The 18612-nt window shown below is 73.1% G+C and carries 17 protein-coding genes; 13 read left to right on the top strand and 4 right to left on the bottom strand.

Features of this window, described 5'->3' with window-relative positions; genetic code table 11:
* Nucleotides 1-9 precede the first annotated feature (9 nt).
* The 5 genes from hutI (at nt 10) to ABT106_RS09320 (ending at nt 5605) form a co-directional block, all read left to right on the top strand.
* Complete coding sequence (gene hutI / locus ABT106_RS09340; RefSeq protein WP_351274646.1) at nt 10-1188, top strand: imidazolonepropionase; 1179 nt, start codon at nt 10-12, stop codon at nt 1186-1188.
* 257 nt (nt 1189-1445) lie between these two features.
* Nucleotides 1446-2129, top strand: a complete 684-nt coding sequence (locus ABT106_RS09335) for an LPXTG cell wall anchor domain-containing protein (protein WP_351274643.1) — start codon at nt 1446-1448, stop codon at nt 2127-2129.
* A 16-nt stretch (nt 2130-2145) separates the two neighbouring features.
* Nucleotides 2146-3144, top strand: a complete 999-nt coding sequence (locus tag ABT106_RS09330; protein ID WP_351274640.1) for a hypothetical protein — start codon at nt 2146-2148, stop codon at nt 3142-3144.
* A gap of 5 nt (nt 3145-3149) precedes the next feature.
* Nucleotides 3150-4283: a neocarzinostatin apoprotein domain-containing protein gene (locus ABT106_RS09325; RefSeq protein ID WP_351274682.1), complete on the top strand. Its 1134-nt coding sequence runs from the start codon at nt 3150-3152 to the stop codon at nt 4281-4283.
* Nucleotides 4280-5605: a hypothetical protein gene (locus ABT106_RS09320; RefSeq protein WP_351274638.1), complete on the top strand. Its 1326-nt coding sequence runs from the start codon at nt 4280-4282 to the stop codon at nt 5603-5605. The genes ABT106_RS09325 and ABT106_RS09320 overlap by 4 nt, the downstream gene beginning before the upstream one ends.
* Before the next feature lie 75 nt (nt 5606-5680).
* Here the strand turns inward: ABT106_RS09320 and ABT106_RS09315 are convergent, their stop codons facing one another.
* Entirely contained in the window at nt 5681-7201 is a 1521-nt protein-coding gene (locus ABT106_RS09315) for a peptide MFS transporter (protein WP_351274635.1), read from the bottom strand.
* Between the two features lie 499 nt (nt 7202-7700).
* On the opposite strand from ABT106_RS09315, the gene ABT106_RS09310 reads away from it, so the two are divergent.
* Both ABT106_RS09310 and ABT106_RS09305 read left to right on the top strand, forming a co-directional pair.
* Nucleotides 7701-8378, top strand: coding sequence for a response regulator transcription factor (locus tag ABT106_RS09310; protein ID WP_351274632.1), 678 nt, complete (start codon nt 7701-7703; stop codon nt 8376-8378).
* Between the two features lie 28 nt (nt 8379-8406).
* Nucleotides 8407-9675 (top strand): sensor histidine kinase, encoded by a 1269-nt coding sequence (locus tag ABT106_RS09305; RefSeq protein WP_351274629.1) that lies wholly within the window; start codon nt 8407-8409, stop codon nt 9673-9675.
* A 93-nt stretch (nt 9676-9768) separates the two neighbouring features.
* Here ABT106_RS09305 and ABT106_RS09300 read toward each other — a convergent pair whose 3' ends face one another.
* On the bottom strand, nt 9769-10350 hold the full coding sequence (locus tag ABT106_RS09300) for a GtrA family protein (RefSeq protein WP_351274626.1): 582 nt from the start codon (nt 10348-10350) through the stop codon (nt 9769-9771).
* 234 nt (nt 10351-10584) lie between these two features.
* Between ABT106_RS09300 and ABT106_RS09295 the strand changes: the two genes are divergently transcribed.
* The 4 genes from ABT106_RS09295 to ABT106_RS09280 all read left to right on the top strand — a co-directional run bounded on the left by ABT106_RS09295 (nt 10585) and on the right by ABT106_RS09280 (nt 14723).
* Nucleotides 10585-11703: a 5-(carboxyamino)imidazole ribonucleotide synthase gene (locus ABT106_RS09295; protein WP_502979276.1), complete on the top strand. Its 1119-nt coding sequence runs from the start codon at nt 10585-10587 to the stop codon at nt 11701-11703.
* On the top strand, nt 11700-12236 hold the full coding sequence (gene purE / locus ABT106_RS09290; RefSeq protein ID WP_351274620.1) for a 5-(carboxyamino)imidazole ribonucleotide mutase: 537 nt from the start codon (nt 11700-11702) through the stop codon (nt 12234-12236). Before ABT106_RS09295 ends, purE begins: the two co-directional genes overlap by 4 nt.
* Nucleotides 12233-13450, top strand: a complete 1218-nt coding sequence (locus tag ABT106_RS09285) for a dipeptidase (protein ID WP_351274617.1) — start codon at nt 12233-12235, stop codon at nt 13448-13450. Before purE ends, ABT106_RS09285 begins: the two co-directional genes overlap by 4 nt.
* Before the next feature lie 166 nt (nt 13451-13616).
* Nucleotides 13617-14723, top strand: a complete 1107-nt coding sequence (locus ABT106_RS09280) for a membrane dipeptidase (RefSeq protein WP_351274614.1) — start codon at nt 13617-13619, stop codon at nt 14721-14723.
* Nucleotides 14724-14743: 20 nt separating this feature from the next.
* On the opposite strand, the gene ABT106_RS09275 is transcribed toward ABT106_RS09280, so the two are convergent.
* On the bottom strand, nt 14744-15106 hold the full coding sequence (locus tag ABT106_RS09275) for a VOC family protein (RefSeq protein ID WP_351274611.1): 363 nt from the start codon (nt 15104-15106) through the stop codon (nt 14744-14746).
* Nucleotides 15107-15201: 95 nt separating this feature from the next.
* Between ABT106_RS09275 and ABT106_RS09270 the strand changes: the two genes are divergently transcribed.
* Complete coding sequence (locus ABT106_RS09270) at nt 15202-15690, top strand: CGNR zinc finger domain-containing protein (RefSeq protein WP_351274608.1); 489 nt, start codon at nt 15202-15204, stop codon at nt 15688-15690.
* Between the two features lie 112 nt (nt 15691-15802).
* Here the strand turns inward: ABT106_RS09270 and ABT106_RS09265 are convergent, their stop codons facing one another.
* Nucleotides 15803-17146: a UDP-glucose dehydrogenase family protein gene (locus ABT106_RS09265; protein ID WP_351274605.1), complete on the bottom strand. Its 1344-nt coding sequence runs from the start codon at nt 17144-17146 to the stop codon at nt 15803-15805.
* A 194-nt stretch (nt 17147-17340) separates the two neighbouring features.
* Between ABT106_RS09265 and ABT106_RS09260 the strand changes: the two genes are divergently transcribed.
* Nucleotides 17341-18513 carry an acyl-CoA dehydrogenase gene (locus ABT106_RS09260; protein WP_351274603.1) on the top strand — a complete coding sequence of 391 codons (1173 nt, stop codon included), beginning with the start codon at nt 17341-17343 and terminating at the stop codon, nt 18511-18513.
* The last annotated feature ends 99 nt before the right edge of the window (nt 18514-18612 follow it).

The raw sequence follows: 18612 nt of genomic DNA, 5'->3' as shown, positions 1-18612 counted from the left end.
GAGGAACCCATGACCACCACCGTCATCACCCACATCGGCAGCCTCGTCACCAACGACCCCGCCCTCGGCGACGGCAGCCCCCTCGGCACGATCCAGGACGCCGCCCTCGTCATCGACGGCGACACGATCGCCTGGGTCGGCCCGACTGCCGAGGCCCCGGCCGCAGACGCGATGTACGACGCCGACGGCCGCGCCGTCATCCCCGGCTTCGTCGACTCCCACTCGCACCTGGTCTTCGCGGGCGACCGCACCGCCGAGTTCAACGCCCGCATGTCCGGGCACAGTTACTCGGCCGGCGGCATCCGCACCACCGTCGCCGCGACCCGCGCCGCCACCGACGCCGAGCTGGAGGCCAACCTGCTGCGCCACCTGCGCGAGGCCCGCCGCCAGGGCACCACCACCTTCGAGACCAAGTCCGGCTACGGCCTCACCGTCGACGACGAGGCCCGCGCCCTGCGGATCGCCGCCGCGCACACCGAGGAGGTCACCTACCTCGGCGCGCACATCGTCTCCCCCGACTACGCCGACGACCCGGCCGGCTACGTCGACCTCGTCACCGGCGACATGCTGGCCGCCTGCGCCCCGTACGCCCGCTGGGTGGACGTCTTCTGCGAGAAGGGCGCCTTCGACGGGGACCAGGCCCGCGCGATCCTCACCGCCGGAGCCGCCGCCGGGCTGATCCCGCGCATCCACGCCAACCAGCTCGGCCACGGCCCCGGCGTGCAGCTCGCCGTGGAGCTCGAAGCGGCCTCCGCCGACCACTGCACCCACCTCACCGACGCGGACGTCGACGCCCTCGGCCAGGCCGCGGCGACGACGGTGGCCACCCTGCTGCCCGGAGCGGAGTTCTCCACCCGCGCCCCGTGGCCCGACGCGCGCCGGCTGATCGGCGCGGGCGCGACCGTGGCCCTGTCCACGGACTGCAACCCCGGCTCCTCCTACACGAGTTCCATGCCGTTCTGCATCGCGCTCGCCGTACGGGACATGCGGATGACCCCCGACGAGGCCCTCTGGTCCGCGACGGCGGGCGGCGCCCGCGCCCTGCGCCGCACCGACGTCGGCACGCTCGCCCCCGGCGCCCGCGCCGACCTGGCGCTCCTGGACGCGCCCAGTCACGTGCACCTGGCGTACCGCCCGGGCGTCCCGCTCGTCTCGGCCGTCTGGCAGCGCGGGGTCCGCGCGCACTGACGGCGCCGGTGCGGCCGACGGGCTCCGGGACCGGCCGCGCCGAAGCGGCCGTCCCTCGGACGGCCACCCCCCCGGCGCGGCCGCCCCGGACGGCCGGTCCGGAGCCCGTCGGCCGCCCCCGGACCGGCCGAAACCGCACGGCCGGAAGCCCGTTGATCCGGGCCGTCACGTGTCTTCCCTCCGTAAGGCCCCCGGCGTACCTTGAGCCACCAATCTGATGTGTCGTCAGTAACTTGTGGCCCGAGGGGAAGACGATCGTGTCCGACCGGAAACGCTCCACCGCGCTCGCGCTGGCGTCCGCGCTGGCCGGATCGGCGGTACTGCTGGCCGCCCCCGCGGCCCGCGCCGCCGTCGTCGACGTGGCCTACGACTGCAAGACCCCCATCGGGGACAAGTCGGCCGTGTCGCCCATCGACATCAAGGCGGTCAAGGAGGGCGACGCCTACAAGCTGACGATGTCCTTCCAGAAGGGCGTCTCGTCCAGCCCCATCGAACTCGGCAAGGGCGCGATGACGCCCAGCGCGGTCGTCCTCGTCGACGGCGCCGAGAAGGTGTCCGTGCCGGTCTCCGGCCCGCCCAACACCGAGGCGGCGCCCGCCGACACCCCCATCAAGATCAGCGACCTCTCGGGCACCTACACGCCCAAGAAGAGCGGCAAGGTCACCTTCACCGCCGGCGTGCTCACCATCAAGGCGATGGGCACCACCACCACCTGCACCCCCGGCAACAGCCCCGGACCCTCCCTGGACCTGGAGGTCACCGCCCCCGCCGGCAGCGCCCCCCAGTCCGGCGACGGCGGCGGCAGCGGCGAGGAGACCCTGCCGCAGACCGGGCCCACCGACTCCGCCCTCGCCCTCGGCACCCTCGGCGCCACCGTGCTGCTCTCCGGCGCCGCCGGCGTGCTCTGGCTGACCCGGCGCGGCCGGCGGGCCCGGTCCTGAACGGAGCACCCCGGCCATGTCCGTGCTCCACACCCCCGGAAGGACCGCCCGCGCCGGCGCGGCCCTTCTCACCGCCGCCGCCCTGTACGCGGCCTGCGCGCCCCCGGCCGCCGCCGACGAGCCCGGCTGGACCGCCGAGCCCGCCGCCGGGAGCGCCGCCCGCCCCGGCGGCGCGCGCCCGTACCACTACCTGGCCGGCACCCCCGGCACCGTGCTGGAGGACCGCCTCGCCCTCGCCAACACCACCGACCGGGAACTCACCGTCACCCTGCGCGGGGCCGACGCCTACAACACCGCCGACGGCGCCTTCGCCGTGCGCCCCGCCCGGGAGTCGGCCGGCGCCGGGTCCTGGATCAGCTTCGGCGCCGGCTCGACGGTGAAGGTCCCGCCGCGCACCCGCGCGGTCGTCCCCTTCACCATCACCGTGCCGCCCGCCTCCCCGCCCGGGGACCACCCCGCGGCCGTGGTCGCCGCCGAGGGGGGCCGCGAAACGGGCGTACGGGTCCACCTGCGGGTCAGCGGCCCGACGCTGGCCGCCCTCACCGTCGAGGACGTCTCCGTGCGCGGCCGGGGCGCCGCCGCGGAGGTCGCGTACGCCCTGGTCAACCGGGGGAACGTGGCCCTCGCCCCCGAGCTGTCCCTGCGCGCCGAGGGCCGCTTCGGCGAGGTCCCCGACCGCACCGCCCGCGCCCTCCCGCTGGAACTCCTCCCGGGGCAGCGGGTCGAGCTGACCGAACCCTGGCCCGGCGCCCCCGTCTTCGACCGGGTCCGCCTCACCCTGACCGTCACCGCGCCCGGCGGCGCCCGGGCCACGGCGGAGGCCGCCGCGTGGTTCGTGCCCTGGCGGGTGGCCGGCTGGACGGGAGCCGGGCTGCTCCTCCTCGGCGGGACCGCGCTGGCCGCGCTGCTCCTCGTACGCGGCCGGCGGACCCGCCCGGAGCCGCCGGAAGCCGAAGCCCGCGCGGCCGCGCCGCACGCCGCGCCGGAACACGAACTGACGGGAGCCTCCAGGTGAGCGCCATGGTCGCCCGCACGCCCGGCGCCGGAGCACGGCTCGCGGCCCTCCTCGCCGCCGCGCTGGCCGCCTGCGTCCTCGCGCTGCTGCCCGCGGCCCCGGCCGCGGCCGACGAGGGCAAGCCCGCGGTGGCGCTCTCGCTCCAGGACGCCGCGAAGGGCACCGAGATCACCGTCACCGGCACCGGCTGGCGGCCCAGGACGATGGTGATGCTGCTGGTCTGCGGCCAGAACATGATCGGCGGCACCAACAGCTGCGCCAACGCCGACGGCGCGGCCGTCGCGGTCGCCGACGACGGCCGCTTCGCCGCCCAGCTGCCGGTCGTGGCCCCGCCCAAGCCGTGTCCCTGCGTCGTGAACGTCACCTCCGTCAACGGGGACCAGTCCACCGTCGCGGCCCCCCTGAGGATCACCGACCACCCGGTCGCCGAGCTGCCCGCCGCGTCCGGTACGGCCCGTCTCGCGATGCTCACCGGGGTCAGGCTGGAAGGTGAGGACGGGGTGCTGACCTGGTTCGGCTCCCCGCCGTCGCGGACGTTCCGGGTCACCGTCGGCAACCTCGGCACCGCCCCGGTCAAGGACCCGGTCTTCCAGCTCGGCATCGCCCACGGCGTCTTCGCGCCGCTGTGGGAGGAGGCCCGCTGGAAGGGCACCATCCCGCCGGGCGGAAAGGCGGAGCTCGCCCTGGACGTCGCCCTCACCGCGGGCGCGTACGGGGACTACACGATCTCCCTCAAGTACGGCGAGACGGTGGTGGCCGCCCAGCCCTGGGGCGTGGACCGCCCGTACGGCGTCCTGCTCTTCTGGGGCCTGCTCCTGGTGGTGGTCCCGGCCGCGGTCTTCCGCGTCGGCATGGCCGTCGTCGACAAGGCCCGGCCGCGCGCCGCGCCCGCCGGCGGACGCCACCGCGGCGCCGGGAACACCGATGCGGCCACCGCCGTGACGGCCCGGCTGCCCCGGCTGCCCCGGCCGGCGTCCGTACGCGGAACCGCGCGGGCGGACCGTACGGAGCCGGCGCCCCCGCCCCCACAGACCACCACGGCGGTCCTGCCGTGGTTCACCCCGGACAGCGCGCCGGAGACAGCACCACAGACGTCCGCACCGTCTGAGAACCGTTCGACGACGAAGGGACATTCGTGAACACCCAACGGAGGGTAAGCGCGGCCGCGGTCGCGCTGCTGCTCGGCGGCGCGGGCATCGCCCTGGCGGCTTCCCCCGCCCTGGCGGCGGAGACCACGTACAAGGTCAAGTGCATTCCGCCGGCCGGCGGCGGCAGCCCGGTGGAGGGCGACACCACGGCCAAGATCACGGCTCCGGCGACCGCCAAGGTCGGTGACGAGGTCGACGTGGTCTGGGAGACCGTCAAGCCCGCCTCGAACAACACCGACCTGATGGTGATCCCGAAGGACTCCGTCCTGCCCACCGGCTGGATCGCGGTCGGCGGCGGGATGGGCGAGCTCAAGGTCGTCGGGGAGAAGAAGAACCCGGAGATCGCCAAGAAGGCCCCCATGGTGATGTCCGCCATGAAGGGCAGGCTGAAGCTCACCAAGGCCGGAAAGATCACCCTGAGCCCCGGCAAGTACGACGTCGCCGTGACCTTCTCCATCGGCACGTTCACCACCAAGTGCGCGCCGACGGGCACCGCCGGCGTCGGGGCGACCATCGACGTGTCGGACGGCTCCAGCGGCGGCGCGACGAACGGGGGCGCCACCAACGGCGGCGCGACGAACGGCGGCGCGACCAACGGCGGCGCGACGAACGGAGGAGCCACCAACGGGGGAGCCGCGAACGGCGGCACCACCGCCGGGGGCGGCGGCCAGAGCGACTTCCCGGGCAAGGCCGTCGACGTGAAGTTCGACTGCGGCGAGACGGTCCCCGGCGGCATCACCACCCCGGTCACCGTCAACGCCAAGAAGAACGGCGGCGGCTACGACCTGACGGTCAAGACCGCCAAGGACGCGATGAAGGCCCCGGTGCCCCTGCCCAAGGGCGCCCTCAAGCCGTCGATGCAGATCAAGCTCGGCGGCGCCGACAGCGGCGCGGTCAAGGTCACCGGCCCGGCCAACGCCGAGCCGATCGGCCAGGGCGCGGGCGTCAGCCTCAGCGACATGACGGGCACCTACAAGCCCGGCAAGACGGGCAAGGTCACCCTCAGCCCGTCCGACATGACGATCGAGGTCACCATGGTCGCGGGCTCCACGCCGCTCAGCGTGCCCTGCAAGGCGGCCACCAGCGCCGTCTCGCTGGAGCTGGACACCACCGCCCAGCAGGGCGGCTCCGCCGGCCCGTCCACCACGGGCGGCTCCGGCAGCGCCACCAGCACCTCGGGCGGCCTCGCCGAGACCGGCGCGGAGGACGAGGGCGGCATCAAGGCCCTGGCCCTGGTCGCCGGCACGGTGGTCCTGCTCGGTGGCGCGGTCTTCACCTTCACCCCGTGGCGCCGCCTGCGCGGCACCCGGTAGGAGCGGGTCCGGACAACGGGACGGCCCGGCACACCTCGCGGTGTGCCGGGCCGTCCCCGTGCGGGGCGGGACGCGTCAGTTCACGTCCCCCATCAGCGCGTTGACCTTCTTGCGGTACATGTAGATCGCGACACCGGCGAGGACGGCGGCGGCCGCCTGGAAGAGGATCACCCCGACGCCGTTCAGCTTCACGTCGGCCAGGCTGAGCAGACCGGTGATGCAGTCACCGGCGGTGACGGCCAGGAACCAGACGCCCATCATCTGGGAGGCGTACTTCTGCGGCGCCATCTTCGTCGTGACCGACAGGCCGACCGGCGAAAGGAACAGCTCGGCGATCGTGTGCATCAGGAAGATCAGCACCAGCCACCACATGGTGACCTTGGTGTCGTTGCCCGCGACCTGGCTCAGCGGCACGGCGAAGACGAAGAACGAGGCACCGACGATGACCAGGGCGATCGAGAACTTCACGATGGTGCTGGGCTCGCGGTTGCGGCGGGCCAGGGCCACCCACACGGCGGCGAAGATCGGGGCCAGGGCCACGACGAAGAGCGGGTTCAGCGACTGGAAGACGACGGTCGGAACCTCCCAGCCGAGCAGGTTCCGCTCGGAGCTCTTGTCACCGAACAGAGAGAGGGTCGAACCGCCCTGGTCGTAGATCATCCAGAAGACGGCGGCGGCCACGAAGAACCAGATGTAGGCGCTCATCCGGGTCTGCTCACCGGCGGAGAGGTCCTTGTCCCGCTTTATGCGCACGAGCACCGCGACCGGGATGATCAGACCGGCGATCGTGATCGGGTACAGCGCCCACTTGATGGTGAACATGTCCGCCGCGACCACGGCGCCGTAGAAGACGGCGATGACGGCCAGGGCGCCGAGGGCCTTGACGATCACGGTCTTGCGCTCGGCGGGGGACAGCGGGTTCGGGACGATGCTGCTCTTCGGGCTGAGGGTCTTGCCGGCCAGCAGGAAGATGACCAGGCCGACGCCCATGCCGATGGCGGCGAGGAAGAAGCCGAGGTGCCAGTTGACGGTCTCGCCGATGGTGCCGATGGCGAGCGGCGCCGCGAAGGCACCCACGTTGATGCCGATGTAGAAGATCGTGAAGCCGCTGTCACGGCGCGAGTCGTCCGCGTCCTTGTACAGGTGGCCGACCATCGTGGAGATGTTGGCCTTCAGCAGACCGGAGCCGATCGCGACCAGCAGCAGGCCGACGAAGAACGCCAGCTGGCCGGGCACGGCGAGCGCCACGTGGCCCGCCATGATCACGAAGCTGGCGATGGCGACCGTCTTGCGGGCACCCCAGACGCGGTCACCGAACCAGCCGCCGGGCATGGCCATGAGGTAGACCATGGCCACGTACACGGAGTAGATCGCCGTGGCCGTCGCCGCCGTGAAGCCGAGTCCCCCGCCCTGGCTGCCGGTCGCGGCGTCCACGCCGCCGGAGACCAGGTACAGGACGAGAAGCGCACGCATGCCGTAGTAGGAGAACCGCTCCCACATCTCGGTCATGAACAGCGTGGCCAGGCCGATCGGGTGGCCGAGGACGGTCTTCTCGTAAGCGGGGCTCGGTGAGGCCGTCGTCAGGCTGGAAGCCATGGTCGTTCCTTGCTTGCTCGGGACGCTGGGCTTCGTGAGCCTGGTAGCGCCCGGTGAGGGTGGCCGGCACCGGCGACCGGAGTTCCGCCCCACGCCTCGGGGTCCGCACCCGAAGAGGGGAGCGGTGGAACGTCCGTCGCCGGGATCCACGCCCGTCGCGCACCTTCGCGCGCAGGGCCCGGCCCACAGGTCATTCACTGTCATCGCACCGGACAGGGCGGCCCGTCGCGTCGGTGCGTGAGGACAGCCAAACCGGCCCGAACAGAATCGAAGACCTCCGGCGCGCTTTTCGGCACAAAGGTCCCCTGAGTAGTGCATCAGGCGTCTCGCCACCATACGACACGACACTGCGGCATATGGAAGGACTTGAGATATGGATCACAGGATTCCGGGGAACCGCCAGACCCTATTCGAAGGCCATAGGTCCTTCGTATGCCCAGTTCCCAGGGCTATGCCGGGAGGCCCCGGCCGGGACTTCGCGCGGACTACCATCACCCCCATGACGCGTGTACTGCTCGCCGAGGACGACGCATCCATCTCGGAGCCCCTGGCCCGCGCCCTGCGCCGGGAGGGGTACGAGGTCGAGGTCCGGGAGGACGGCCCCACCGCCCTGGACGCGGGACTGCAGGGCGGCGTCGACCTCGTCGTCCTCGACCTCGGCCTGCCGGGCATGGACGGCCTGGAGGTGGCCCGCCGACTGCGCGCCGGGGGCCACGGCTTCCCGATCCTCGTGCTCACCGCCCGCGCGGACGAGGTCGACACGGTCGTCGGCCTGGACGCGGGCGCCGACGACTACGTGACCAAGCCGTTCCGGCTGGCCGAGCTCCTCGCCCGGGTACGGGCCCTGCTCCGGCGCGGCGCCACCGAGGCGAGCCAGCCCCCCGCCACCCACGGCGTCCGGATCGACGTCGAGTCGCACCGCGCCTGGATGGGGGAGGAGGAGCTCCAGCTCACGGCCAAGGAGTTCGACCTGCTGCGCGTCCTGGTCCGGGACGCCGGACGGGTCGTCACCCGCGACCAGCTGATGCGCGAGGTCTGGGACACCACCTGGTGGTCCTCCACCAAGACCCTCGACATGCACATCTCCTGGCTGCGCAAGAAACTCGGCGACGACGCCGCCAATCCGCGCTACATCGCCACCGTCCGCGGCGTCGGCTTCCGCTTCGAGAAGAGCTGATCCCCCCTCCTGGGGCATGCTCTAGGGCATGCGCCGCCGCCTGATCAACTCCACGCTCGCCGTGGTGCTCGTCGTCATCGCCGTCTTCGGCGTCTCCCTGGTCATCGTGGAGACCCGCACCATCAGCAGCAGCGCCCAGGACCGGATCGAGTCCGAGGCGCTGCGCCTGGTGGGCGTCGTGGAGTCCGACGTCCTGGAGAAGAAGCCGGTGGACACCGCCGCGCTCGCCGAACTGCTGGAGAGCGGCAAGTACGCCCGGATCACCATCCCCGGACAGCCTGTCGTCGAGGTGGGCGACCGCATCGACGAGTCCGTGATCCGGGGCACCGCGCGCGGCGAGCAGGGCGAGGTCGTCGTCGTGGAGGAGGCCCGCTCCACGGTCACCCGGGAGGTCGTGCGGACCCTGGCCGTCGTCGGCGCGGTGGCCCTGCTGGCCGTCGTGGCGGCCGTACTCCTCGCCGTGCGGCAGGCGAACCGGCTGGCCTCCCCCCTCACCGACCTCGCCGAGACGGCCGAGCGCCTGGGATCGGGCGACCCGCGGCCCCGGCACAAGCGGTACGGGGTCCCCGAGCTGGACCGGGTCGCCGACGTACTGGACTCCAGCGCCGAGCGGATCGGCCGCATGCTGACCGCCGAGCGGCGCCTGGCCGCGGACGCCTCCCACCAGCTGCGCACCCCGCTCACCGCCCTGTCGATGCGGCTGGAGGAGATCACGGTCACCGACGACCTGGAGACCGTACGGGAGGAGGCGACGATCGCCCTGACCCAGGTCGAGCGGCTCACGGACGTGGTGCAGCGGCTGCTCACGAACTCGCGGGACCCGCGGACCGGCTCGGCGGTCCCCTTCGACCTGGACGAGGTCGTCAAGCAGCAGGAGGAGGAGTGGCGTCCCGCCTACCGCAGCGCCGGCCGGGCCATCGTCCGGTCGGGGAAGCGGGGCGTACGGGCCGTCGGCACCCCCGGCGCCGTCTCGCAGGTGCTGGCGACCCTGGTGGAGAACGCCCTGATGCACGGCGGCGGCACCGTCGCCCTGCGGACCCGGGTGATCGGCAACCAGGCGGTGCTGGAGGTCACGGACGAGGGCCCGGGCGTGCCCCCCGACCTCGGGAACCGGATCTTCGAGCGGGCCATCAGCGGCCGCAACTCCACCGGCATCGGCCTCGCCGTCGCCCGGGACCTCGCGGAGGCGGACGGCGGCCGCCTGGAACTGCTCCAGGCGCAGCCGCCGGTGTTCGCGCTGTTCCTCAGCCGGACGGCCCCGGAGCGGGCCGACCCGCAGCAGACCACGGTCCGCTAGCGGGGGCACGGGCTGGGCGTGCGGGCTGGGCGCACGGGCTGGGCGTGCGGGCTTGGCATGCGTGCGGGCGTAGGGGCGGGCCCGCGCGCCGGGCTAGGAGTTCGCGGGCGCCGGCTCGGGGACCGGCCCCGGGGAGGTGCCGCCGCGCGGCCGGGCCGCGGGCTGCGCCGGGGACACCGGGGACGCCGCCGCGTGGCCGGGCCCGGGCTCCGGCGCGGCCGGCACCGCCGCCGCCTCGGGCAGGGCCTTGAAGACCCACGTCCGGTACGACCAGAAGCGGAAGACGGTGGCCGTCCCGATGCCGACGAACTTGAACACGTTGCTCGCCACCGGTCCGTCCCAGCCGAACCCGTAGGTGGCGGTGTACAGCACGCCGTTCTCGATCACCAGGCCGACCGCGCTGAAGGCGGCGAACAGCGCCAGCTCGCGCGTCCGGCCGCTCTGCGCGCGGTCCCGGTAGGCGAAGTACCGGAAACCGAGGTAGTTCGTGGCGATCGCCACGACGGTGGCTATCACGCTCGCGCGCACCACCTGGAGGTCGGTCGTGTGCCGGATCAGGTTGAAGACACCCAAATTGACCAGCACACCCAGACCGCCGACCGCCCCGAACTTCGCGACTTCCCGTACGAGGCCGCGTACGCGTTCGAGGACGGATCCGTTCCCCGGCGTGCTCATCTGATCGTTCAGTCCCTGTCGGTCACCGCCCCGCGCGGGGACGTCCGGTTCTGTACGCCGGCTCTTCCCGCCGACCCGGCCATGTTAAGTGTCGCCCGCGTGCTCCGTCTGTGCCTTCGGGCACCGTGCGACGCACGGCACACCGGGCGGTCCGCACGGGACGCGCGCCGATGCGGGTCCCGATGGCCGAATACCGCCGGATACCCTGGAGGCGTGACGTTCCCGGTAGTCGGCATGGTCGGCGGCGGACAGCTCGCCCGCATGACCCACGAGGCGGGCATCCCCCTCGGCATCAAATTCAAGATCCTCAGTGACACCCCACAGGACTCGGCGGCCCAGGTCGTGAGCGACGTCGTCATCGGCGACTATCGCGATCTGGAGACACTGCGCGCCTTCGCGCGCGGCTGCGACGTGATCACCTTCGATCACGAGCACGTGCCCACCGAGCACCTCCGGGCCCTGGAAGCGGACGGCATCCCCGTCCGCCCGGGGCCCGACGCGTTGGTGCACGCCCAGGACAAGGGGGTGATGCGCGCCAGGCTCGACGAGATCGGCGCGCCCAGCCCCCGCCACCGGATCGTGCGCGATCCGGCGGACGCGGCGGCCTTCGCGGACGAGGTGGGCGGCTTCCCCGTCATCCTCAAGACGGTGCGCGGCGGGTACGACGGCAAGGGCGTGTGGTTCGTCCGCACGCCCGAGGACGCGCAGGCCCCGTTCAAGGCGGGCGTCCCGGTCCTCGCGGAGGAGAAGGTCGGTTACGTCCGTGAGCTCGCGGCCAACATCGTCCGCTCCCCGCACGGCCAGGCGGTGGCCTATCCCGTCGTGGAGTCCGTCCAGGTGGACGGGGTCTGCGACACGGTGATCGCCCCCGCCCCGAACCTCTCCGAAGAGCTCGCGGGCGAGGCCCAGACCCTCGCCCTGCGCATCGCCAAGGAACTCGGCGTGACCGGCCACCTGGCCGTGGAGCTGTTCGAGACCACCGACGGCCGCATCCTCGTCAACGAACTGGCCATGCGCCCGCACAACAGCGGCCACTGGACCCAGGACGGCGCCGTCACCTCCCAGTTCGCCAACCACCTGCGCGCGGTCCTGGACCTCCCGCTGGGCGACCCTCGCCCCCGCGCCCGCTGGACGGTCATGGCGAACGTGCTGGGCGGGGACTTCCCCGACATGTACGCGGCGTACCTGCACTGCATGGCCCACGACCCGCAGCTGAAGATCCACATGTACGGCAAGGACGTGAAGCCCGGACGCAAGGTCGGCCACGTCAACACCTACGGCGACGACCTGGACGACGTGCTGGAGCGCGCACGCCACGCTGCCGACTACCTCAGAGGAACGGTCACCGAATGAGCACCTCCGCCGCTGGTCCCGTCATCGGCATCGTCATGGGCTCCGACTCCGACTGGCCGGTCATGGAGGCCGCGGCCCAGGCCCTGGACGAGTTCGAGATCCCCTACGAGGTCGACGTCGTCTCCGCCCACCGGATGCCGCGCGAGATGGTGGCGTACGGGGAGCAGGCCGCCGGCCGCGGACTGAAGGCGATCATCGCCGGCGCGGGCGGGGCCGCCCACCTGCCGGGCATGCTCGCCTCCGTCACCCCGCTGCCGGTCATCGGCGTACCGGTACCGCTGAAGTACCTCGACGGCATGGACTCGCTGCTGTCGATCGTCCAGATGCCGGCCGGGGTCCCCGTCGCCACCGTCTCGGTCGCCGGCGCGCGCAACGCCGGGCTGCTCGCCGTACGGATGCTGGCCGCGCACGACCCGGAGCTGCTGGGCCGGATGCGGGAGTTTCAGCAGGAGCTGAACGACCAGGCCACCGACAAGGGCAAGCGGCTGCGGGCGAAGGTCGCGGGAGCGGACGCCTTCGGATTCGGCAAGTGAGCGCCGCGCAGCGCCTGGACGAGGCGCGCGAGCTGCTGGCCGAGCACCCCGTCGTCGACGGCCACAACGACCTGCCCTGGGCGCTGCGCATGGGATCTCCCCGTCCGGAGGACAGGGGACAGGTGCGCTACGACCTGGCGCACCGGGACATCGCGGACGACCAGTCCGCCCACCTGCACACCGACATCCCCCGGCTGCGCGCCGGCGGGGTCGGCGCGCAGTTCTGGTCGGTGTTCGTGCGCTCCGACTACGCGGGCGACCAGGCGGTCAGCGCCACCCTGGAGCAGATCGACGCCGTCGCCCAGCTGATCGACCGCCACCCCGGCGACCTGGTGCGGGCGCTGACGGCGGACGACATGGAGGCGGCCCGCGCCGACGGCCGGATCGCCTCGCTGATGGGAGCCGAGGGCGGCCACTCCATCAACAACTCGCTCGCCACCCTGCGGGCGCTGCACCGGCTGGGCGTGCGGTACATGACGCTCACCCACAACGACACCATCGACTGGGCGGACTCGGCGACCGACGAGCCCCGGCACGGCGGCCTCAGCGACTTCGGCCGCGAGGTCGTCCGCGAGATGAACCGCGTCGGCATGCTGGTCGACCTCTCGCACGTGGCCGCCACGACGATGCGCGACGCGCTCGCGGTCTCGCAGGCGCCGGTGATCTTCTCGCACTCCTCCGCACGGGCCGTCTGCGACCACCCGCGCAACGTCCCCGACGACGTGCTGGAGCTGCTGCCCGCCAACGGCGGGGTCGCGATGGTCACCTTCGTACCGAAGTTCATCCTCCCGGCCGCCGTCGAGTGGACCCTGGCCGCGGACGAGAACCTGCGGTCGCACGGCTTCCACCACCTCGACACCACGCCCGCCGCGATGGCCCTGCACCGGGCCTTCGAGGAGCGGCGCCCGCGCCCGGTGGCCACGGCCGCCACGGTGGCGGACCACCTGGACCACATGCGCGCGGTGGCCGGGGTCGATCACCTCGGCATCGGCGGGGACTACGACGGCACGGCCTTCACCCCGTCCGGACTGGACGACGTGGCGGGCTACCCGAACCTGATCGCGGAACTGCTGGACCGCGGCTGGTCGAGGGCCGACCTGGCGAAGCTGACCTGGTCCAACGCGGTACGGGCGCTGCGCGACGCGGAATCGGTGGCGCGCGGCCTGGCGGAGACCCGGGGCCCGTCGAACGCGATGATCCCGCCGGCGCCGTAGGGCGAGGGCGCCCGCGGCCCGCCGCCCGACGGGTGGGGTGACCTGGTGTGACCTGGCGCGACCCGCCGGTTACACCCGAACGCCCCATCCGCCGGGCGACCCGGGCGTCCCACATGTCACGGTGGCACCACCTCTCCCCGCTGCCGCCGAGACCGGAGCGAACGCCATGGCCGACCTGCAGGATGAACCCCACTCCGTGGGCATCGGAGCGGAGTACCTCCCGGCTCCCACGGTTCCCGCCGCTCCCGCGGCGCCGGCCGCTCCCGCGGTACTGCCCGGCGCCCTCGACCGGGCCGCCGCGCTGCTGTCCGTGCATCCCGTCGCGGACGGGTGCAACACGCTCGTCTGGACCCTGCGCCAGAGCCCCTACCACGACATCGGCACCCCCGACGCCGGCGTGGACACCGACCTCCCGCGGCTGCGCGCCGGGGGAGTGGGGGCCCAGTTCTGGTCCCTGCTCGTGCCGTCGGGCCGCCCGGACGGGGCCGCGGCCGCCGACCGGGTCGTCTCCGACACCCTGGAGCAGATCGACGTCGCGCTGACCCTGGTGCGGGACTACCCCGACAGCCTCCTCCTCGGCCTGACCGCGGGCGACATGGCCGACGCCCGCAACCGCGGCCGGATCGCCTCGTTCCTCGGCCCCGTCCCCGGCCGTACGCTCACCGACTCGCTCGGTGCGCTGCGCGCCTTCCACGCCCTGGGCGTACGCATCCTCGCGCCCGCCGGGGCGCCCTGGGCGCAGGACGGCCTGACGGCCTTCGGCCACGAGGTGGTCAAGGAGGCCAACCGGCTGGCCGTGCTGCTGGACCTCACCGACTGCCCGCCGGCGACGGCCTGCCAGGTGGCCGGGGCCTCGAAGGCGCCGGTGATCATCTCGAACACGGCGGCGGCCGCGCTCAACCCGCACCCGGGCAACGTCACCGACGAGGTCCTGCTCGCACTGCGGGCGGCCGGCGGGCTGGCGATGGTCACCTTCGACCCCGCGCGCACCGGTGACTCCCTGCACGCGGTGGCGGACCACGTGGACCACGTACGGGCCGTGGCGGGCCCGAACGCCGTCGGCTTCGGCGCCGCCTTCGGCACCGAACCGGGCAGCCCCCGCCCGGCGGGCCTCACGGACCCCTCGGGTTACCCGAAGCTGATCGCGGAGCTGCTGGAGCGGGGCTGGCCGGAGACCGACCTCGCCCTGCTGACCTGGGGAAACGTCCAGCGGGTGCTGCGCGACGCGGAGTTCACCTCCCGCGCGGCCCAGCACCGCCGGTCGTCGCCGTAGCCCCCCCACGGGTCGTCGCCCTAGCCGGCGCAGAGGCAGACGGGGTGCCCGGCCGGGTCGGCGTAGACCCGCCAGGACCGGGCCGGGTCACCGGCGTCCAGGGGCACGGCCCCCAGGGCGAGGATCCGCTCCTGCGCCGCGTCGAGGTCCTCCACGGTCAGATCCAGGTGGAACTGCTGCGAGCCCTCCGGCGCCGGCCACTTCGGCGGGACGTGGCCGGGGGCCAGCTGGAAGGCCAGCGGGGTGCCCCCGTGCCCCTCCAGATCGACCCAGGTGTCGTCCCCGGTGCTGGGCGTGCCGCCCAGCAGGCCGGCGTAGAAGGCGGCGAGGGCGGGCGGGTCGGGACAGTCGAGGACGACGGTGCCGAGCGTGGCGACGGCCATGGTTCTCTCCTAGCTGTTACCTGTAGATGGCTCCAAGAGGTAACCGCGACTCTACGCGTTACCTCTTGCGGAAGCCAAGAGGTAACGTCGTGTCCATGAGCGGACGCGCACCGGCACCCGGCGGGCTCGCACGGGTGGAACGACTCGTCAACACGCTGAGCGTGGACACGGGGGACGACCGCCTCGCGGCCGAGTTCGGCCTGTCCGGCGCGGCCCTCGCGGACGCGGCGGAACTCCGCGAAGCCCTCCGCGAAGCCCTGCTCGCGCACGCGGGCCACGCGTTCCCGGCCGGCGCGGCCGACCGCCTGAACCGGCTGCTCGCCGCTGCCCCGCTGACCGTGCGCGTCGACGCGGCAGGCGCCGCCGTCCTGGTCCCCGCGGGGGAGCCGTCCCTGGCCTCGGAGGTCGCCGAAGCCGTCGCCGGGGCGGCCGCGGACGGCACCTGGACCCGGCTGAAGGCGTGCGCGGCGGACGACTGCCGGTGGGCGTACTACGACCGCAGCCCGGCGGGCCGCGGCCGCTGGTGCAGCATGTCGGCCTGCGGCAGCCGCGCCAAGATGCGCACCTACCGCGCCCGCGGCTGACCGGACGCGGACGCCGTGCGGAGGGCGCCGCGTCGCGGCCGCCGTGTCGCCGACGCCGTGTCGCCGACGCCGTGTCGCCGACGCCGTGTCGCGGCCGCTGGGCGCGCGGGCGCTAGGCGCGCGGGCGGCCCATCGCGCGGTAGGTCCAGCCGGCCGCCCGCCAGCGCTCGGGGTCCAGCGCGTTGCGGCCGTCGAGGACGAGCCGGTCGGTGACGACCGAGGCCAGCTCGGCCGGGTCGAGGTCGCGGAACTCGCGCCACTCGGTCAGGTGCAGGACCACCTCCGCCCCCCGGGCCGCCGCGAGCGCGGAGTCGGCGTACGCGAGGGTCGGGAAGACCCGCCGCGCGTTGTCCATGCCCTTGGGGTCGTAGACGGTGACCTGGCCGCCCTGGAGGTGGATCTGCCCGGCCACGTTCAGCGCGGGTGAGTCGCGGACGTCGTCCGAGTCGGGTTTGAACGTGGCGCCGAGCACGGCGACCCGCTTGCCGAGGAACGATCCGCCGACCGCGTCGCGCGCCAGCTCGACCATGTGCCCGCGCCGCCGCATGTTGATGGAGTCGACCTCCCGCAGGAAGGTCAGCGCCTGGTCGGCGCCCAGCTCGCCGGCCCGCGCCATGAAGGCCCGGATGTCCTTGGGCAGGCAGCCGCCACCGAAGCCGATGCCGGCCCGCAGGAACTTCCTGCCGATCCGCTCGTCGTGGCCTATGGCCTCCGCCAGCTTCACCACGTCGCCGCCGGCCGCCTCGCAGACCTCCGCCATCGCGTTGATGAAGGAGATCTTGGTCGCGAGGAAGGAGTTGGCGGCCGTCTTGACCAGTTCGGCGGTCGGGAAGTCGGTGATGACCAGCGGGGTCCCCTCCGACATCGGCGTCTCGTACACCTCCCGCAGCACCTTCTCGCCGCGCTCGCCCTGGACACCGATCACGATCCGGTCCGGGTGCAGGGTGTCCTGCACGGCGAAGCCCTCGCGCAGGAACTCCGGGTTCCACGCCAGCTCCACGTCCGCGCCGGCCGGGGCCAGCTCGGCGAGCTTCGCCGCGAGGCGCTCCGCCGAGCCCACCGGCACCGTGGACTTGCCGACCACCAGCACCGGGCGCGTCAGGTGCGGGGCGAGCGAGGCCATCGCCGCGTCCACGTACGACATGTCGCAGGCGTACTCGCCGTGCTTCTGCGGCGTGTTCACGCAGACGAAGTGGACGTCGCCGAACGCGCCGACCTCCTCCCAGGAGGTGGTGAACCGCAGCCGCCCCGTGGAGCCCGGCAGTCCGGCCACGTGCGCCGCGAGGAGCTCCTCCAGCCCGGGCTCGTACATGGGCACCCGGCCCGCCGCCAGCATCGCGATCTTCTCCGGAACCACGTCCAGCCCCAGCACCTCGAACCCCAGCTCGGCCATCGCCGCGGCGTGCGTGGCGCCGAGGTAGCCGGTGCCGATCACAGTGATCCTGAGGGGGGCCATGGGTGCTCCAGAGGTGCGGGGCCGTTTGCGGCCACGAGCATAGTCGGGCCTGGCGGGGGGGACGTTCCCCAGACGGCCCCAGCTGTCACGCAACTCACGTGGGCGGTCCATATCGCCATCCGGACGCCGGACACTAAGCTTGGGGTTACTTAACGGTAGTTAGCATCACGCATCACCTTTGGGGAGTGAGAGTCTTGGCGGGTTCTGCCGACTTCGACCTGTACCGCCCGGCCGAGGAGCACGACATGCTCCGCGAGTCGGTCCGCTCGCTCGCCGAGGCGAAGATCCTGCCGTTCGCCGCCGCGGTCGACGAGGAGTCCCGCTTCCCGCAGGAGGCCCTCGACGCCCTGGTCGCCAGCGACCTGCACGCCGTCCACGTGCCCGAGTCCTACGGCGGCGCGGGCGCCGACGCCCTCGCCACCGTGATCGTGATCGAGGAGGTGGCCCGCGTCTGCGCGTCCTCCTCCCTGATCCCGGCCGTGAACAAGCTCGGCTCGCTCCCGGTGATCCTCTCCGGCTCCGAGGAGCTCAAGGCCAAGTACCTCGGCCCGCTGGCCAAGGGCGACGCGATGTTCTCGTACGCCCTCTCCGAGCCGGACGCCGGCTCCGACGCCGCCGGCATGAAGACCCGCGCCGTGCGCGACGGGGACTTCTGGGTGCTCAACGGGGTCAAGCGCTGGATCACCAACGCGGGCGTCTCCGAGTACTACACGGTCATGGCCGTGACCGACCCCGAGAAGCGCTCCAAGGGCATCAGCGCCTTCGTCGTGGAGAAGGGCGACGAAGGCGTGTCCTTCGGCGCCCCGGAGAAGAAGCTCGGCATCAAGGGCTCCCCGACGCGCGAGGTCTACCTCGACAACGTCCGCATCCCGGCCGACCGCATGATCGGCGCCGAGGGCACCGGATTCGCCACCGCGATGAAGACCCTGGACCACACCCGCATCACCATCGCCGCCCAGGCGCTCGGCATCGCCCAGGGCGCACTGGACTATGCCAAGGGCTACGTCCAGGAGCGCAAGCAGTTCGGCAAGCCGATCGGCGACTTCCAGGGCGTGCAGTTCATGCTCGCGGACATGGCCATGAAGATCGAGGCCGCCCGCCAGCTGACCTACTCGGCGGCCGCCCGCTCGGAGCGCGTCTCCTGCGGCGGTCCCCACGAGGACCTGACCTTCTTCGGCGCCGCGGCCAAGTGCTTCGCCTCCGACGTGGCCATGGAGGTCACGACGGACGCGGTCCAGCTCCTCGGCGGCTACGGGTACACCCGTGACTACCCGGTGGAGCGCATGATGCGCGATGCGAAGATCACGCAGATCTACGAGGGAACGAACCAGGTCCAGCGGATCGTGATGGCCCGCAACCTGCCGTAGCGCTTCCGCCCGATGGCCCCCGGCGCGAGCCACCGGGGGCCATCGGACTGCCCGCCGGGCGGCGGCACCCGGACCCCGGCGGACCGGCCCTGCCGAGCG

Origin of the sequence: Streptomyces sp. NPDC002044 (genome assembly GCF_040296725.1) — a bacterium.
Taxonomy (GTDB): domain Bacteria; phylum Actinomycetota; class Actinomycetes; order Streptomycetales; family Streptomycetaceae; genus Streptomyces; species Streptomyces antarcticus.
This window is presented reverse-complemented; position numbering and strand designations above follow the sequence as displayed.

Excerpts from the sequence above, each read along its gene's own strand:
- ABT106_RS09305 (WP_351274629.1), top strand. The coding sequence starts at position 8,407 with ATGCGCCGCCGCCTGATCAACTCCACGCTCGCCGTGGTGCTCGTCGTC.
- ABT106_RS09275 (WP_351274611.1), bottom strand. The coding sequence starts at position 15,106 with ATGGCCGTCGCCACGCTCGGCACCGTCGTCCTCGACTGTCCCGACCCG.
- hutI (WP_351274646.1), top strand. The coding sequence starts at position 10 with ATGACCACCACCGTCATCACCCACATCGGCAGCCTCGTCACCAACGAC.
- ABT106_RS09280 (WP_351274614.1), top strand. The coding sequence starts at position 13,617 with ATGGCCGACCTGCAGGATGAACCCCACTCCGTGGGCATCGGAGCGGAG.
- ABT106_RS09315 (WP_351274635.1), bottom strand. The coding sequence starts at position 7,201 with ATGGCTTCCAGCCTGACGACGGCCTCACCGAGCCCCGCTTACGAGAAG.
- ABT106_RS09325 (WP_351274682.1), top strand. The coding sequence starts at position 3,150 with ATGGTCGCCCGCACGCCCGGCGCCGGAGCACGGCTCGCGGCCCTCCTC.
- ABT106_RS09265 (WP_351274605.1), bottom strand. The coding sequence starts at position 17,146 with ATGGCCCCCCTCAGGATCACTGTGATCGGCACCGGCTACCTCGGCGCC.
- ABT106_RS09270 (WP_351274608.1), top strand. The coding sequence starts at position 15,202 with ATGAGCGGACGCGCACCGGCACCCGGCGGGCTCGCACGGGTGGAACGA.
- ABT106_RS09295 (WP_502979276.1), top strand. The coding sequence starts at position 10,585 with ATGGTCGGCGGCGGACAGCTCGCCCGCATGACCCACGAGGCGGGCATC.
- ABT106_RS09330 (WP_351274640.1), top strand. The coding sequence starts at position 2,146 with ATGTCCGTGCTCCACACCCCCGGAAGGACCGCCCGCGCCGGCGCGGCC.
- ABT106_RS09310 (WP_351274632.1), top strand. The coding sequence starts at position 7,701 with ATGACGCGTGTACTGCTCGCCGAGGACGACGCATCCATCTCGGAGCCC.
- ABT106_RS09300 (WP_351274626.1), bottom strand. The coding sequence starts at position 10,350 with ATGAGCACGCCGGGGAACGGATCCGTCCTCGAACGCGTACGCGGCCTC.
- purE (WP_351274620.1), top strand. The coding sequence starts at position 11,700 with ATGAGCACCTCCGCCGCTGGTCCCGTCATCGGCATCGTCATGGGCTCC.